This window comes from Balneolaceae bacterium (genome assembly GCA_034521495.1).
GTDB lineage: Bacteria > Bacteroidota > Rhodothermia > Balneolales > Balneolaceae > Rhodohalobacter.
This window is the reverse complement of the sequence record JAXHMK010000009.1, coordinates 20,500-36,357: the sequence shown is the minus strand read 5'-3', so window position 1 is coordinate 36,357 and position 15,858 is coordinate 20,500. Positions and strand designations below refer to the sequence as shown.

At 42.6% G+C, this 15,858-nt stretch carries 15 protein-coding genes; 1 reads left to right on the top strand and 14 read right to left on the bottom strand.

What is annotated here, in order from left to right:
• Positions 1-14: 14 nt before the first annotated feature.
• From U5K72_05110 to U5K72_05095, 4 genes are read right to left on the bottom strand one after another with little or no spacing between them, the layout of a single operon-like run.
• Positions 15-683: a CBS domain-containing protein gene (locus tag U5K72_05110; protein ID MDZ7718182.1), complete on the bottom strand. Its 669-nt coding sequence runs from the start codon at positions 681-683 to the stop codon at positions 15-17.
• A gap of 11 nt (positions 684-694) precedes the next feature.
• Complete coding sequence (hflX, locus tag U5K72_05105; GenBank protein ID MDZ7718181.1) at positions 695-1,966, bottom strand: GTPase HflX; 1,272 nt, start codon at positions 1,964-1,966, stop codon at positions 695-697.
• Between the two features lie 27 nt (positions 1,967-1,993).
• Positions 1,994-2,581, bottom strand: a complete 588-nt coding sequence (locus U5K72_05100; GenBank protein ID MDZ7718180.1) for a hypothetical protein — start codon at positions 2,579-2,581, stop codon at positions 1,994-1,996.
• Positions 2,578-4,686: a VWA domain-containing protein gene (locus tag U5K72_05095; protein MDZ7718179.1), complete on the bottom strand. Its 2,109-nt coding sequence runs from the start codon at positions 4,684-4,686 to the stop codon at positions 2,578-2,580. Before U5K72_05095 ends, U5K72_05100 begins: the two co-directional genes overlap by 4 nt.
• A gap of 227 nt (positions 4,687-4,913) precedes the next feature.
• Between U5K72_05095 and U5K72_05090 the strand changes: the two genes are divergently transcribed.
• Positions 4,914-7,457: a hypothetical protein gene (locus U5K72_05090; protein MDZ7718178.1), complete on the top strand. Its 2,544-nt coding sequence runs from the start codon at positions 4,914-4,916 to the stop codon at positions 7,455-7,457.
• Positions 7,458-7,460: 3 nt separating this feature from the next.
• Here the strand turns inward: U5K72_05090 and U5K72_05085 are convergent, their stop codons facing one another.
• The 10 genes from U5K72_05085 to U5K72_05040 form a co-directional block, all read right to left on the bottom strand.
• Positions 7,461-8,366, bottom strand: coding sequence for a TIGR01777 family oxidoreductase (locus U5K72_05085; protein MDZ7718177.1), 906 nt, complete (start codon positions 8,364-8,366; stop codon positions 7,461-7,463).
• A 935-nt stretch (positions 8,367-9,301) separates the two neighbouring features.
• The gene (locus U5K72_05080) at positions 9,302-10,102 is read right to left on the bottom strand and encodes a phosphatidate cytidylyltransferase (GenBank protein ID MDZ7718176.1); all 801 of its coding nucleotides are present in this window, start codon (positions 10,100-10,102) and stop codon (positions 9,302-9,304) included.
• Positions 10,099-10,380 carry a hypothetical protein gene (locus tag U5K72_05075; protein ID MDZ7718175.1) on the bottom strand — a complete coding sequence of 94 codons (282 nt, stop codon included), beginning with the start codon at positions 10,378-10,380 and terminating at the stop codon, positions 10,099-10,101. The genes U5K72_05080 and U5K72_05075 overlap by 4 nt, the downstream gene beginning before the upstream one ends.
• Positions 10,381-10,391: 11 nt before the next feature.
• Positions 10,392-11,318 carry a type II CAAX endopeptidase family protein gene (locus U5K72_05070; GenBank protein ID MDZ7718174.1) on the bottom strand — a complete coding sequence of 309 codons (927 nt, stop codon included), beginning with the start codon at positions 11,316-11,318 and terminating at the stop codon, positions 10,392-10,394.
• Between the two features lie 9 nt (positions 11,319-11,327).
• Complete coding sequence (locus tag U5K72_05065) at positions 11,328-11,906, bottom strand: DUF4199 domain-containing protein (protein MDZ7718173.1); 579 nt, start codon at positions 11,904-11,906, stop codon at positions 11,328-11,330.
• On the bottom strand, positions 11,903-12,355 hold the full coding sequence (locus tag U5K72_05060; protein ID MDZ7718172.1) for a DUF2085 domain-containing protein: 453 nt from the start codon (positions 12,353-12,355) through the stop codon (positions 11,903-11,905). Before U5K72_05060 ends, U5K72_05065 begins: the two co-directional genes overlap by 4 nt.
• Before the next feature lie 6 nt (positions 12,356-12,361).
• On the bottom strand, positions 12,362-12,796 hold the full coding sequence (locus U5K72_05055) for a thioesterase family protein (GenBank protein MDZ7718171.1): 435 nt from the start codon (positions 12,794-12,796) through the stop codon (positions 12,362-12,364).
• 9 nt (positions 12,797-12,805) lie between these two features.
• On the bottom strand, positions 12,806-13,768 hold the full coding sequence (locus tag U5K72_05050) for an acetyl-CoA carboxylase carboxyltransferase subunit alpha (GenBank protein MDZ7718170.1): 963 nt from the start codon (positions 13,766-13,768) through the stop codon (positions 12,806-12,808).
• Positions 13,769-14,195: 427 nt separating this feature from the next.
• On the bottom strand, positions 14,196-14,531 hold the full coding sequence (gldC, locus tag U5K72_05045; GenBank protein MDZ7718169.1) for a gliding motility protein GldC: 336 nt from the start codon (positions 14,529-14,531) through the stop codon (positions 14,196-14,198).
• Positions 14,524-15,582 (bottom strand): RluA family pseudouridine synthase, encoded by a 1,059-nt coding sequence (locus U5K72_05040; GenBank protein ID MDZ7718168.1) that lies wholly within the window; start codon positions 15,580-15,582, stop codon positions 14,524-14,526. The genes gldC and U5K72_05040 overlap by 8 nt, the downstream gene beginning before the upstream one ends.
• Between the last annotated feature and the right edge of the window lie 276 nt (positions 15,583-15,858).

Below are 15,858 nucleotides of genomic sequence, written 5' to 3'. Positions count from 1 at the left end.
TGGCCATTTTTGTCTTACACATCGAGGTAACGCAACAGCTCATCGGCACGGGTGGAGAGATCAACCTGCAACAGGTCATTGCGATTCTCTGTAGTTGTTACATATCCGTGCCGTTGCAGCGAGGATGTTACAGCTGATGTATCTTCGTGGCTGATTTTGAGCGACACCTTCAATGATTCCTCAAGGCCCGTAGGTCGTTCAACCGTTAATCCAAGAATTTTAGCACCTTCCGTTTCAATCAGGTGAACCAACTCCGAGATCGTAAAATCGGATTGCGGAAGTTTCACCGTTATGGTTGAGCCGGAAGTAGCAATATTTAACATGGTTGAGAGTGCCTCAAGCACCTGTCTTTTCTCGATAATTCCAAGATAAGTTTCAGAGGAATCAACAACAGGCAACAAACGAACTTCGTGCTGTAACATCTGCCGCACAATCTCAAAAACGTGTTGATCTTCAAATATTGAAACCGGTTCTCGAAAATCGATCGACGAGATGGTTTGCTTTTCATCCGTAATGTCGGAGATATCATCAAATAAAATATGTCCAACATTCTTTCTGGTTGTCGGTTCCACAATGGGAATGCTTGAGGAGTGCCATGCATCCATCTTTGCCAATGCAGTAGAGATGGTACTGGATGGCTCCAGCGGTTTGAAATCTGTATTTATAAGATTTTTAGCTAACACAATATTTAAAATTAGTTGATATCAGCAAGCATCGATTCAAACCGATCACGATCAGCTTTCGAGGTACTTCCTGCAATTGAAACGTTATTTCCTTCGTATTGTTCTTTATTCACCACAGCAACCTCGTGTAAATACGCCACAGCTTTATAATGAGACATCGGTACATTGTAAGAAAAATCGACGTAATCTTCTTCAATCAGATTTTCGAGTTCATCCTCCAGTTTTCCAAGACCAATTCCGCGGATGGCGGATACAAATGTGGCATCAGGGAACTCTTTCTTTAGCCCGATCAATTTTTCGGGTTCTAATAGGTCTATCTTGTTGAACACAAGCATTTTATTGGGTTGATGAATTCCCATCTCCTCCAGGGTATCTTCAACAACCTCAATATAATCATCCACCAGTCTGCTGGAAGCATCAACCACATGAAGCAAAACATCTGCCTCGCGAACTTCATCCAGGGTAGATTTAAAACTTTCAATCAAATCATGCGGCAGTTTTCGAATAAATCCAACAGTGTCGGAAAGAAGTACTTCATGATTTTCCAGATCCAAGCGCCGTACAGTTGAATCCAGGGTGGCAAAAAGCCTGTCTTCTGCCAGCACATTGGTTTCTGTCAAGGCATTCATCAGGGTGGACTTGCCGGCATTCGTGTATCCCACCAGAGAGACTCTCGTATTATTTTCGCGGCCTTTTCGTTGAGTCGTCCGCTGCCGGTCTAACTTTTCAAGCTTTTCTTTAAGTGTTGTTATTCTCTTACCTATCAAACGGCGGTCTGTCTCAATCTGAGTTTCACCGGGGCCTTTCGTACCAATACCACCTTTCTGACGAGACAAGTGAGTCCAGAACCTCGTCAGCCGGGGAAGCAGATATTGCAGCTGAGCCAACTCAACCTGTGTTTTGGCCGCTGCTGTTTTGGCCCGCGATGCAAAAATATCCAGAATCAGCCCGCTTCGGTCCAGTACTTTAACTTTGGCTATTTTTTCGACATTTCGAATCTGGGTCGCGGTCAGATCATCATCAAAAATGATAAGATCGGCGTTTTTATCAGCACAGATCTGTTTCAGTTGTTTAACCTTTCCTTTTCCGATATAGGTAGTAGGATCCGGATGCGGACGATTTTGCAGTTCTTTATGAACGGTATCTGCACCCGCTGTATCAGCCAGTAACATCAGCTCATCAAGATACTCTTCTGCCAGCCAGCGGGGAGTATCAGGACCGAAAAGGCCTACCAATACCGCCTTTTCTTTCTCCAGTGAGGGTTTTCTTATCTCTTCTAACAAATTCTAAACTCCTTAATTGATCTTTTTTTATTCAAATGCCTTGAAATCGAAAGAGGAGTCGGCAACGGGTGTCATTGTCTTGCCAATCTTCAGATCGATGATCTTATTAAATTTATGGATATTCCTGTCGGGTACAAAGAGTTCAAGGCGAATAAGCTTCATTTCGTTAATTCTCTCTGATTGATCACGATATATAAAAACATATTCTGAGCCTCTCGAGGCCGGCTTTTCTACATAATCATTAATTTGATGCCACGCGATAGTTTGAGACGGGTCGTTGATATTTTTTACAATTCCATGGTCTGTAATGTACGACTTACTGGTAAAATAGCTCGACATAAACCAGCATACGCCCATCCAGCTATAGCAACCCAGTACGGTATAAACCTGGCTGATTTCGAAGTAGGTTACAATAGAACCCACAAAACCGGTAAATCCTAAAAACAGTGTAGAGAACAGCGGATACCCTTTTAACTTACCGGATCGCCAGCTAAGCCGGATATTTCTCAATCGGAAAGCATTTGCCGTAGTGTAAGCAGCCAAAAATGTGGCTCCCAATGTAAACATAGCAAGAAGTAGTACAAAGAGACTGTGTATGTCAGTTGAGATATTCATTCGAAGGTTTCTGCTTTATAATAACGGGATACCAATAACTCTAATAGTAATAAAATGATTGCAATTAAAACAAACCAATACCAAATTTCGCGGCCAAATGATGCTAATTCAAGTTCGCTTTCCAGTTGAGCATTCTCAGCACCGCCTTTAACAATAGAAACACTGCTAAAAAGTGCACTGAGATTGTTTGCCAGTTGCTCCTCATTTAACGAACTCAAAATGGATTCCATTGCATTTTGATTTACCGAAAATAGTTTTGCCTGATTGTTTGTTTGCAACCTCAGCCAACCGGGTTCCCATTCGGTTGCATGATACGTTACACGCGCACCCCGGAATGTCTGCTGCACTTCCGGCAAAATTGTTTCTCCATCTTTAACCAGTTGAATACTTTCGGAATTTTCATTCAACTCAATTTGAAACGGCTTACCTAACTCATGAACTTGCAACGTTGCTTCCTCACCTTGTACCAAATAATCTGCGGTTCTGTAGAATAATGGAGCAAAAAATGGTTTGACGGGAAAGTTCGACCACCCGGGATCACTTCCAATTGCCGAATAGATCATTTTCCCGCTCCCCACTCTATTTTCTACCAAAAGCGGATTTCCGGTTCGCGTTTGCAGAATGGAAAATCCTGATGACTGATTTCCCATCTCAATTTCGTAATAGAAGAACAGTTCGGGAACATTCAGGCGAATCTCTTCATCCTCGGGTTTTTCAAATATTTGATCCATAATCGGGTGTCCTTCCGTCGGCTCAGCCATCCTGTCCACCGGTTCGAAAGATCCATAGCTGCCAATCACATCAGAATACCGCCCGGCATTACTAAAATTCAACAGGCGATTATAACTGCTCAGATCTCCATTCGCAGCCGGCATAAAAAGCAACCCGGCCCCTGCCTGTACATGATCAATCAGTGGTTCAGATAGATAATCAGGAATCTGGCGTATTCCATCTAAAATGACAGCATTGTATTGACTTAATTCTGAAATCTGGAAATTATTGATGTTTGCAAACTGAATGTTCATCCGTCCGGATTCATCTGATGCAATCTCAAGCATCGGCAACAGGTACGATTGAAAATTGGCTGTTTCGGGCTGTTGATTAAAGACCAGAATATTTTTCTCATCCGGCAGCTCAATGGCAGCATAATATCGATTATCAAAGGAGAGTTCATCTCCTTCAAGTAGCAGTTCAACATGTAGTGAATCCTGACCGCCCACCGGCAGATCAAACAAAAACTCCCGGCTTGATCCCGCCTCAAGATTAAACGCTTGCTGCGTGATAAGTTCGCCACTCTGATAGAGATTGATAAATTGGTTTGCAGCAGGCTGGTTTCCCTCATTCATTACGTTGGCACGTAATTGTACATTTCCCGCTTGTGACATCCCGCCATATTCAATCTCAACATTCTCAAACCCAAGATTCAGTGCTTCGCCGCTTCCAACTGTTAGCACCTGAACATTAATATCGTCAATAACAGATTCACTCTCTTCAAATTCCGAAAACTGCGATTCCTGGCCGTCTGTAATCAGGTAGAGAATTTTATTGGGTTGATCTGCTTCCATCAGCCGCCCGGCTACCGATTGAAGCCTGTCCACCAGATAGTTTCCCGCATTTACAGTTTCTACATCTTCCAGCCGGTTCATCGCGGCTCGTTTTGAAATCAGGGGTACATTCAGAGAACCACCATTGGTTACATCCATTAAGATGCGGTCATCGTCTCCGGCAATCGATAAAATTTCCCGGGCGGTGTTTTTTGCCTGCTCGCTGTAGGGGCCATTACGGTCAACACGGTTCATAGTCGGGCTGTTGTCAATCAGAATACCAATCGCTTTTGGTTGATTGTTGCTCGACCAACCGTATTCGGGGGGTAAAAAAGGTCGTGAAGCAGCTAACACAAGAGCCAAAATCGCCAAACAACGGATCGCTAAAAGCAGCCACCGTTTAATACGAATTTTTTTGAGAGCAGTAGACTTAAGAGAATCGAAAAAAGCGAGGGTCGAAAATCTCACTTTTTTCGGTTTTCTTATATTAAGAAGGTAGATCAATAACGGAACGGCAACCGTAAGTAGCGCAAATAGAAAAAAAGGATTAAGAAAGCTCATTTAGCGAAAAGTTTTTTACCTTAATACTCGCAAAATTGGAACAAATCTACCAGAGCATAATTAAGCTATGGTAATAACCCATCCCTAACAAACTTATTATTCGATTGACGGTGAATCTCAAAAACCGACTGACATTTTTTTCGCTGATTACTGTTTTGCTCATCTCTTCATGTACTCAACCAACCACAGAACATTGGTCTGAGTTCGTACCGAAATCAACTTTTTTTGTGGTTGTTCCAGGCACAGATAGCTCTGTTGATCAATTGCTATCTCTGCCTTATGCACCTCTTCTGGATGATATTACGCCATCAGCTATGCAACTCATTACAAATTTACAGGAACATACCGATCAACAGATTCCTGTTGAGGCACTCTTACTACACCCAAGCAGTTCAAACGATTGGCACCCTGTCTGGATTACTCAAACCGTAAACGGACTTCCTGAAACACTCACAGAGATATACCAGGAACAATATCAACAGAACCAATATGAGTTCAAGGGGTACACTATTGAAAAGCTCTTTTTGGGAGAGCGAATTCTGTTTATGGTTCGTTTTGAAAAATGGACTCTTTTTTCGCAATCAAGTATTGGCCTTGAAAGTATTTTACGCACCTTGATCGGTACTGAAGAGGTTTTAGAGCTACACAGCGATCACCTTTCACCCGGCTCTGTAATAATGAATACAGAAAATATGGATGAATGGGTTCAGCAGGTTTCACAGGTAATCAACCGGCCTTTTCTCAACGATATTTTCGCCGGATCTTCGCCGATATCGTTTCAGAAAACTCAATCTGTTGAAGAGGATTTCCAGTGGCAATTGCAAGGTACCATGGAAATTCAAGACAGTACTTCCTCATTGGTTCGTTACATGACACAACCAGCAAACGGTTTTTCTCTCGACCGTTATATCCCTGTAAACGCCGCCGGGTTTAGTATTTTTCGAGTCGACCAGCAGGTATTGCAAACATCTGAAGATTTTGAACCTGAACATGAACTCGACCAGTATATTCAATCCACACCAAGTGACTGGCACACTATTCAACAAAATCTTGGAAATGAAGCAGCTTTTGTGGCTTTTGCCAACTCAGGCCCGTCCAGTTCCAGTGAATATTTGTTCCTGCGCAGCATTCAGGATTCCAGCGCAGTTCGATCTGTGCTTGACCGGCTGACCGAGCAAGAGTACGTAATTAAAGATGAAACCACCTACTTCGTAAACAGCACCCTGATTGGTAAACTTATCGGGTCTGATATTTTTCCGATTGAAGATTTTTATATCACAGTTTATGAGAATACCGTAGCTCTGGCCCAGCGAAAAGGTCTTGCTGAAAGTATTGGCGGAGATGCTGCCCGGCGACGGGTGGTCTATTATGAAGATGGCTATTCAACCATTCGAAATTCACTGCCAAATCCACTGAGCTCCCTTCATTATATTAAAGCAGCAGATTTTGGCACCTATATCCAACCGTGGCTTTTTCCTCAAAATTATATCAGCAACCTCCTAAGTACTCTCGATGAGTTTGTGATATCAACTCGACTTGAACCGGGCACAAACACTGTGGATGTTCGTCTTACATCTTTCGAACAGGAGGCTGAAAATTCCCCTTACACCGAGCAGTGGGTATTTCCTCTAAACGGGGCTGAAATCAGTGGTCCGCCGGTTTTGGCTAATATTACCGGGAGTCCCCGAAATGAGGTAATCTTTACAACTGAAAACGGGTACGTTTATGCTCTGGCAACAGACGGAACAGTTATTCTGCAAGCTACTACCGAAAATGACTCCCCGGTTGGACCACCTGTTGTTTACGATTGGTATGGCAACAATCAAAACATCATTATGCAGGCAGCGGGAAATAAAGTGTATGCATGGAATCAATCCGGTACTATTTTACCAAATTTCCCCATCCGGCTGGAGGAAGATATTTCAACACCCTTAACGATCACAGATATTACAGGAAATGGAGTAGCAGAGATTGTTGTAGCTACGGCCGATCGCTATATACATATTCTGAATGCACGCGGACAGGAGATCAACGGCTGGCCCCGGTCAACGAATTCTGTTGTTGAATCAAAACCATTAATCGCAGAAATCAACAATCAACGTTCGCTGTTTGCTTATTCCGAGAATACTCTTCATGCATGGAATGTGAACGGAGATCTGAGAGAAAATTTCCCGGTATTTTTAACTTCTCAGGTTCAGGGTTCTCCTCTCTCCTATAATGATACCATCCTCGGTTCAGGCCTTAATGGAAACCTTTACAGTGTTGGGCCTTCTCCGCTGTTTTCTGATCCGCTGGCAAACCTGGTTTCATCTGATCCCTTAACTGTTCAATCTATACAGGTTGCCAACAGCAGCTTAAATGTAACACCTTCTCACTATGAAACACTTATTTCTACAGAGACAGAGGAGCTTGAACGAAGAAACCTGATATTAGTTCAGGCTACAAATGGTTCTGTATTTCTGTATGACGATTCTGGCCAGCTTCAGTTCACACAATCGATGGGACAACCCTCATCTGCAACTACTCCGCCAATTATCCAGGACATCAACAGCGACCAGCGTGATGACCTGATTGCCCTGGCTGATTTTGGCAGATTATACGCGTGGGACATTTTAAGTGGTGAACGTCATGGCGAACTTCCAACTACCGGAATGAGTAATCCTGTAATTAGTGATTTTTTAGGAAATGGACGACAAGAGATTATCGCCCGAACCAGGAATGGATTGCAGTGCTGGACGATCAATTTTACAGAGAGAAGAAGTTCAGAATAAAGGTTAAAAAATATCCGCCAGTGCTTCTTCAACATCTTCAAATTTAAATTCAAAACCAGAGATTTGAAGAACTTTTGGCTGCACATTCAGACTTGCAAGTGCCGGTTGAGCAGCTTCACCGAGAATGGTTTTCATCACAAATTCAGGCACTCTGAAAAATGACGGACGGTTTAATACATTCCCCAAAGCATCAGCCATACGATTCATAGGCTCCGGTTGCGGCGAGCAAACATTATAAGGGCCGGTCAGATCTTTCTTTTCGATTGGGTAGATTAATGCACGAACCAGGTCGTCCATATGAATCCATGGAAAATATTGATTGCCATCACCAATGGGGCCTCCCACAAAGAAAAGAAAAGGCAGTTTCATGATTTGCAAAAATCCACCGTTTTTCTCCATTACTATTCCAAGCCGGGGATTTACAACCCGAACACCCAGTTTTTCCGCTTTCTTCGATTCCTTTTCCCAATCTTTGCAAACATTTGCCAGAAAATCATTCCCGGTTGGCGATGACTCATCTAACAGCTTATCTCCGCTGTCTCCGTAAATACCAACCGCCGAGGCCGATATAAACAGATCGGGTTGGGAATCGGATTTTTCCATGGCCTCTACAAGCTTTTTAGTGGATTCAATACGGCTATTGTAGATCGATTTCTTTACACTTTCTGTCCACCGTTTTCCAAATAAGCTTTCCCCCACCAGATTGATAACAACATCCGTTTCGGCCATCGACTTGGATAAATTATCATCCCAGCCAATATATCGAAGATTTTTTGACTGTTCTTCTGAATATTTCTCAGGTGAGCGCGTAATAATCGAAATGAAATGCCCCTGTTTGAGAAGTTCTGTACATAAGTACGAACCAATAAATCCTGTTCCGCCGGTAATTATTATCTTTTTTGTATCCATATTTTTATAACATCTCTTTCTTTCAAATCAATCCACGTTGAATGATAAGCTATATCAAATGAATTTGAGTACCTGTTTAGCGGTCTGACAAACAAAAAAATCAATCTCTTGGCACAGACCGTTGTTTCTCCCTCTCCCCTTCGCCCCTCTCCCGCGTGGGAGAGGGGTTGGGGGTGAGGGCGATACGATAAATGGCCTGGAACCGGATGTTTTTAGCGCTAAACATGTACAAATTTGATATAATCTTTTAGCGAAGGCTTTGCAAAACTCTGACCGTCATCCTGAACTTGATTCAGGATCTCCAGATATTGGCTATAAAGGCGAATGGAGAATCTGAATCGAGTTCAGATTGACTAATAACCACGGTTTTGCAAAGCCCTCTTAGCGTAATTGCCACTCACAATAATAACCACCATTGTTTTTTTGCAAAATAATCATCCGATTGCTTTTGAGAAGTTATCCCGAAAATTATTTATTTGAAATAAGTGACGTGAAAATTTATAGACAACGCTTTAAGAATAAGTAAAAAACCTTATTCCCTTGTTTCACCGCTCTGCTGTGAAACAGAATGCAGTCGTTGCTCTGCTCCGCCGTATATTGGCTACATACGGGCAGCAGAGCAGCCCTGACCATCATCTCGGAGCAGAGCACCGAGACGAGAATAAAACGAAACTAACACCCCTTTTTGAAGCTGTCCAAAAAGGATCTCTTTCTGGTCTGGTATGACAAAAATTTAGTTTATCGTTTTTCCACATTCTTTTTGGCCAATCTCACTTTTCAGTCCACATTTATGAATCACACAAAATTTCAAGAGGGCTTTGCAGAAGCAATCATTTGTTTTCGACTTCATTCGTCGTACCTCCTCATTGCGCTCAAACTGACGTCCTAAAAGAGCGCAGCGAAGTCGAAATACACACGGTATTTCAAAACCCTCTTCAAATCAACAAATAGAAAAGAAAATAGATAAAAGGTGCGGTAAGAATCATGGAATCAAACCGGTCAAAAAAACCACCATGGCCGGGCAGAATTGATGAGGAATCTTTGACATTTGCCATCCGTTTCAGGCGGCTTTCAGTGATATCTCCCACAGGCCCCAAAAATCCAATGAGGATTACTGCCGGTAAGATCGTCCAAAGGGGGAATGGATAGGGATTTGCAATTCCAAAAGCTATCAAAAAACCAACTGCTGTCCCTAAAAATCCAAACCAAAATCCCTCCAGTGTTTTATTGGGACTGATAGTAGGTGCAAGCGGTGTTTTTCCCCATGTTTTTCCTCCAAAATATGCGAATACGTCATTCCCCCAAATCATCAAAAAGAAAGACAAAACCAGCCAAAATCCATCCAGAGTATCTCCCATATTCCGGATATTTACAATCATCAAAAAACCCACCGGAGCGTATATTCCTGTAAAAAGAGTAGCAAATAATCGTTTTGAAAATTGTTTCCGGCTGACAAAAAAAGAGATTATAAAAAAGACCAAAACAGTTAAGGAAATTGCCATCACACTCCAGAAGGGCAGTTTCTCAAAAAACCAGACAGATCCGGCAATCAACATTGAGATAAAAAAAAGATCTTTGACATCTGTTTGTTTCCAAACAGAATGAATTTCCCAAATAGTTAAAAGAGCAATGGCTCCAAAAAATAGTTCAAAGGCGAGTCCGCCAATCCATGTTATATACAACATGATAGCAGCAGCCGGTACAGCAAAGAGAACTCTTTTCGTTAGTTCTTTCAATCTTCCCTGTTTTCATTCAAGTCGAAATCATCTTCCTGCTCGTTCAGCTCAGCCAGCGCTTTTCGGGCTTTCTTTTCGAACTCTTTGGGAACATAGAGGTACACCATCGACATCTCACCAAAATTGAGGCTGTACGAAGAATCTCTTTTAGACAGGATGTTCGATGGAATTTTTAGATTAGACAGATAGTTCTTGGCAAGCTCAACTTCGTACTCCGTACCTCTCTCCAGTATACAAACCCAATTTTTAATTTTATTCGGTTCTGATCCTCGTAACATGAACCTCTGATCTATTTCAACTGCTTAGATTTATTAATCATCCAGTACACGATTAATATGGAGAAAATTATACTTGCCACAAGTACCCAAAGCGGCGGTAACGTATCGGCTGATATCTCCTGGAAAAGAAGTTCCGGGTATTGCGAACCGACCAAAACTGCTGCACCGTTATTTATAAAATGAGCAACAACAGCGGGCCAGAGGGTTCCGCTCAGCCAGGTCATAAGAGCAAGAATGACTCCAAGTGTTGCAAGCGGTAAAATATTTCCAAGCTGGATGTGAAACATGCCGAATACCAACCCTGAAATTAAAACGGCAATCACAGGGCCCCAGCTTTTCTCGAAGGCACGTAAAATATATCCACGGAACAGAACTTCTTCACAAATAGCGGGGACAAGGGCGATATTTAACAAACCAAACCAGATGATTCCATCCGTACTCAAAAAATCTTCGATCATTTCGTATTGAGAAACCTGCAGATCGCTAAACATCTCCGGTATTGGTATCAGGGAATTTAAGTATCCAAGATAGATGATAACCGGCTGAATAACGATAATCAGCAGGCCGCCCATCAACAGGTATTTTAGCACCTGGTTATTCCATTGAATTCTTAAAAAAGACCGCTTGCTTTCGCTTCCGGTGTTTAACCGAACAATAACAAATGTAGCCAAACCCAGAAATAGAATCTGTCCCACTGAATTTCCTATGAAAAGCAGATCAATATTCTCGGTCATAGATGCCATAGCATTGGCCGGGTCAATCTCTCCGCCGGTTGCCATAAGCAAACCTACAAACACAATTGCGGCTACAAGCTGGAACAGGATTAATACAACAACGAGCCAGATAAGTGCAATAACCCAATGCGCAAAGCCATTCCGTTCTGCCCAGGAATGAACGACCGTTGGAGTAAATGAGTATTCTTCAGATGATTGATTCATACCTGTTTGTTAAAATGTCTCTTCTTTCTTCTCGCCAAATATCTTCACACCAATCAGGCCGGTTACAAGATTTAAAAGCCCGGTAACAGGTATACCCCAAAAGATTTGCTGCCAGATAGATTGTCCGCCGGCCACTGAATCTGCCATTGCATCTATCATCTGCTGTTTGTTTGCTTCGGGCATCTCCATCGCTTCGATATTGGCAATGGTGGCATCCATAATTTTTGTGGTATACTCGGGATCGAATAACATAATCCACAGCTCGTTAAAAACAACGCTGAATAAAACAATTACAGCACCCGTCATAAACCCAATAAGTGCCCCCTGCCCGAGCGTTAAAAATGGAGTGACTTCCCGCGTGAAATGCCAAACAGCAAGTAATCCCGCCAGGGCCGATACCAGGCAGATCACAACTCCGCTAAACATCATTGGAGACATGATTGAACCGGTTGGCTCTGCATTGATCTGTTGATACCCGAAAAACAATCCAACAACAAAACTGACCAAACTAAAGATGAGCCCAACAATTCCAATAGATGGTAAATAATCTTGAAATGATAACTCCTGTGTGCTTTCGTCTTCGTTCATGATTTACTGATTTTTCTTTTACGTTTAAATAAATCCGATAGAAATACGGCTACTGCTATCCCCAGCAGTAAACCCAAAACAACTCTTGAGATATTGCTGTTTTCCCATAAAATATGGTTGCCCATATAATCGATGATTTGAAGCATCACTGCAAGCAAAAGCAACCAGTTTGTCCAGATTTTTTTCAAAGTGAAGAGAATAAGAACCGGAATCATAAGCCAGCCAATCCAAAGACCGGTAAAAACACCAAAGCAGCGGCTGTTTACCGCCATTGGCGTTCCGTTAAATGAGAATGAACGTGCCGGGTCCTGATGACAAACATTTTCAAACAGCTTCCCCGTCCAATGGCCGATACTCTGTTCTGCCCCCCAAAGTCCGCCGCCGAGTGATAAAATCAACAGGATAGACAACCCAAGAAATAGCAACCAGTAACTTGCTGCGTTCTTCATAGAAGATCATGCCTGTTGATCCATAAGATTCTTAAAATATTCGGGAGCTCTGCAAGGTTTTCGATCTTCGGTATCTGTAAAACAGAGCGTAACCTGACCCAATACATGAGGTTTTTGGAGCCTGGAGGTTAACACCCGGTAGTATGTATCCAGGCGAACCATCGGTTTCTCAAAAACTGAAACCTCAATCGTCATTAACTCATCGTAATGAACGGGTGCTTTGTAAGCTAACTGTGCGTACACAACCGGAAGCATGAAGCCATCCTCTTCGAGCCGGGAATAGGGTATGCCCAGAGATCGAATCATCTCTGTTCGGGCTACTTCAAAATATTCGAGATATCGCCCGTAGTAGACATATCCCATCTGATCTGTCTCTCCGTACCGGCTTCTCAACTCGTAATTGTACCGAACAACGGGATTTTTCTCAGGAAACCGGATCATATGTTATAGTCAACCTTTTTGATCGGCTTCAACCCAGACACCCATAGCCGAATATTTCTCAATACGCTGGTCGATCAGTTTAGCAGGTTTCATTTTTTTTAATCTCTTCAGGCTTTTAAGAATCTGTTCTTTCACGGCCTCTGCTGATTTTTCAAAATCCCGGTGAGCACCGCCAAGAGGTTCTTCAATAATGCCGTCTATAATGTTCATTTCAAGAAGATCTTTAGCCGTGAGCTTTAATGCCGATGCCGCCTGTTCTTTATACTCCCACGTTTTCCATAAAATAGATGAACAGGATTCAGGCGAAATCACCGAATACCATGTATTTTCCATCATGTACAGTTCATTGCCCACTCCAATTCCAATGGCTCCGCCGCTGGCTCCTTCACCAATTACAATGGATATGACCGGAACTTCCAGTACGGACATCATTTTTAAATTTTTTGCAATAGCTTCGGCCTGTCCTCTCTCCTCAGCCTCAAGACCGGGATAAGCGCCGGGTGTGTCTAATAAGGTTACCACCGGAATACCAAACTTCTCGGCCGTTTTCATCAATCGATGGGCCTTCCTGTATCCTTCGGGATTGGCCATGCCAAAATTTCGATACTGACGCTGTTTTGTATCTCTTCCTTTTTGCTGGCCGATAATCATCACTGATTGGCCGTCAATTGTAGCCAGCCCTCCGATCATCGCTTTATCATCTGAGTGATATCGATCCCCGTGGAGTTCAATGAACTCATCCGTCATTAAGTCGATGTAATCGAGGGTGTAGGGGCGGTCGGGGTGACGCGCTAACTGAACTCTCTGCCACCGGGTAAGGTTTGAAAAAATCGACTTTCGCAGCTGGTCGGCCTTTTTACGCAACCGATTAATCTCCGGCGTCAATACTTCATCACTCACGGAAAGATCATTCAATTCATCAATTTTTTTCTCCAGTTCCGCGATAGGTTGTTCAAAATCGAGATACTGCATTCGTAGTACTGTTTAAAGTTTAAGGTTCAAGGTCTAAGGCTCGTTCAGAATGTCTTCACACCTAACTGATTCAAGTTTGAAACTTGGACCATCCCCGCACAAGTTACAAACTTGCGCTGGTGTTACAATCTTTAAAAAAGTATAGCCAATCGGGTAGCCACAAAAACACGAAATCACAAAATTATTTGTGTTTTTGTGGCCTCTTTTCAAGTTGACTATTGAATTGATTTATTGATCCTGACACTATATTAATTTACTGGTTGCTACACTAGTCAGGGGTTTAAGGTTTCTCATTGCTTTACTCAATTCGAAGGTCTTCCTTCGGAACGCAAGCCCGGAAGCTCTGCTTCCAGTAACCACCAGTCAATATAAAAACAATTCTCAAAGGAAATTTTGAAGAACTAAACTTTAAACTTTTGACCAAATCTTATTCCGCAATTTCCATTTTTTCGGCGAAATACGCACAAAAATCACGCATATCGCCGCTGATTCGGGAGTCGTTTGTGGAGTTTTCGAGCGTATCTGCCATGGTTACCAGTGTTTGGTGGAAAAAGATTTTCATCTCATCAACGGTCATTTCCTTGGTCCACAGATCGAGCCGCAGGGTATCCTTATTTCGATGATCCCACAAAGAAAGAAGCATCGCCCGGCAGATTGTTTCTTCATGCCCCTGCAAGTCGGTAGCCGACCATTTGATCTCTTCGGGCACATTTTGTTCATCAAGAAGTACTTCGATATTAATTTTTTTTGATTTCTCAGACATAGTTTGAAGTAGGTTTACAATTTTCCCGCAGTTTGTCCAGAACTTCCTGGAAATCGGCGGGGAGCGGAGAGTTAAATTCTACATATTCATCCGTAGCAGGATGGTTAAAACCAAGTGTTTTGGCATGAAGTGCCTGCCGTTCCAGTGTGGCAAACATATTTTGAAACATTTTTTTTCTTGAACCGGTATTCGGGCCGTATCGAACAGAATCGCCCCCATAGGTTGGATCTCCAAAAACATAATAGCCGGCATGCTTCATATGTACTCTAATTTGATGGGTCCGCCCTGTTTCAAGCTGTATTTCGAGCAGTGCAAGATGATCAAAACTTTCCAGCTTTTTGAAATGTGTAACAGCAGATTTTCCGCCCTCCTCCAGAACCGTCATAATTTTTCGGTCTCGCGGCGAGCGCCCGATATTTCCTTCAATAGTTCCCTCATCCGGCGGATCTCCCCAGACAATGGCCCAGTATTTACGTTCCGGCTTCTTTTTAGCAAACTGCCTGGATAACTTTTTGTGGGTTTCATCCTCCTTGGCAACTACAAGTAATCCACTGGTATCTTTATCCAGCCGGTGCACAATTCCGGGACGAACAGTATCCTTATCCGTTTGCGATAAATTTTCATTTGTGTAGTATAGTAGTCCGTTCACAAGAGTTCCCGTCCAGTTTCCATAAGCGGGATGAACAACCATATCAGCTGTTTTATTTACCAGCAACAGGTGCTCATCTTCATACACAATATTCAGATCCATCTCCTCGGGTTTAGCTTCCTGGGGAGGCGGTTTTGGCAGCGAAATTTCAATTTTATCGCCCGGCTGCATGATATAAGACGATTTCTGCTGTATTCCATTCACCAAAACATATCCATCTTTGATCGCTTTCTGAACTTTGGTCCGGCTGGCATTTTGTATAAAAGAGGTGATGTATTTATCAAGCCGAATATCGGTGTGCTGACCATCCGGAACTTCCAGTAAATACTCTGTTTTTTGGGAATGTTCTTTTTCTATGAGCATATCTGCAAAAATAACAAAAATATAATCCGGATTATTCACGAAATAGTATAAAATAGAATTAAGTCAATGATACTATTTCATATATCGAAAATTACAGGTAACTCAAAGAAGGCTTTGCAAAACTATGACCGTCATCCTGAACTTGATTCAGGATCTCCTGATACTATCTATAAAGACGAATGGAGAATCTGAATCGAGTTCAGATTGACGCATACCCACGGTTTTGCAAAGCCCTCTCAAATTTGAGTAGTGACAGTTTGGGACTGCGAAATTTTATCGTGTACTGCGTTTAAGTGAAAAGGGCTTGCTCAGGGT

Excerpts from the sequence above, each read along its gene's own strand:
- U5K72_05075 (MDZ7718175.1), bottom strand. The coding sequence starts at position 10,380 with ATGTTACGAGGATCAGAACCGAATAAAATTAAAAATTGGGTTTGTATA.
- U5K72_05100 (MDZ7718180.1), bottom strand. The coding sequence starts at position 2,581 with ATGAATATCTCAACTGACATACACAGTCTCTTTGTACTACTTCTTGCT.
- U5K72_05070 (MDZ7718174.1), bottom strand. The coding sequence starts at position 11,318 with ATGAATCAATCATCTGAAGAATACTCATTTACTCCAACGGTCGTTCAT.
- U5K72_05050 (MDZ7718170.1), bottom strand. The coding sequence starts at position 13,768 with ATGCAGTATCTCGATTTTGAACAACCTATCGCGGAACTGGAGAAAAAA.
- U5K72_05085 (MDZ7718177.1), bottom strand. The coding sequence starts at position 8,366 with ATGGATACAAAAAAGATAATAATTACCGGCGGAACAGGATTTATTGGT.
- gldC (MDZ7718169.1), bottom strand. The coding sequence starts at position 14,531 with ATGTCTGAGAAATCAAAAAAAATTAATATCGAAGTACTTCTTGATGAA.
- U5K72_05065 (MDZ7718173.1), bottom strand. The coding sequence starts at position 11,906 with ATGAACGAAGACGAAAGCACACAGGAGTTATCATTTCAAGATTATTTA.
- U5K72_05095 (MDZ7718179.1), bottom strand. The coding sequence starts at position 4,686 with ATGAGCTTTCTTAATCCTTTTTTTCTATTTGCGCTACTTACGGTTGCC.
- U5K72_05055 (MDZ7718171.1), bottom strand. The coding sequence starts at position 12,796 with ATGATCCGGTTTCCTGAGAAAAATCCCGTTGTTCGGTACAATTACGAG.
- U5K72_05060 (MDZ7718172.1), bottom strand. The coding sequence starts at position 12,355 with ATGAAGAACGCAGCAAGTTACTGGTTGCTATTTCTTGGGTTGTCTATC.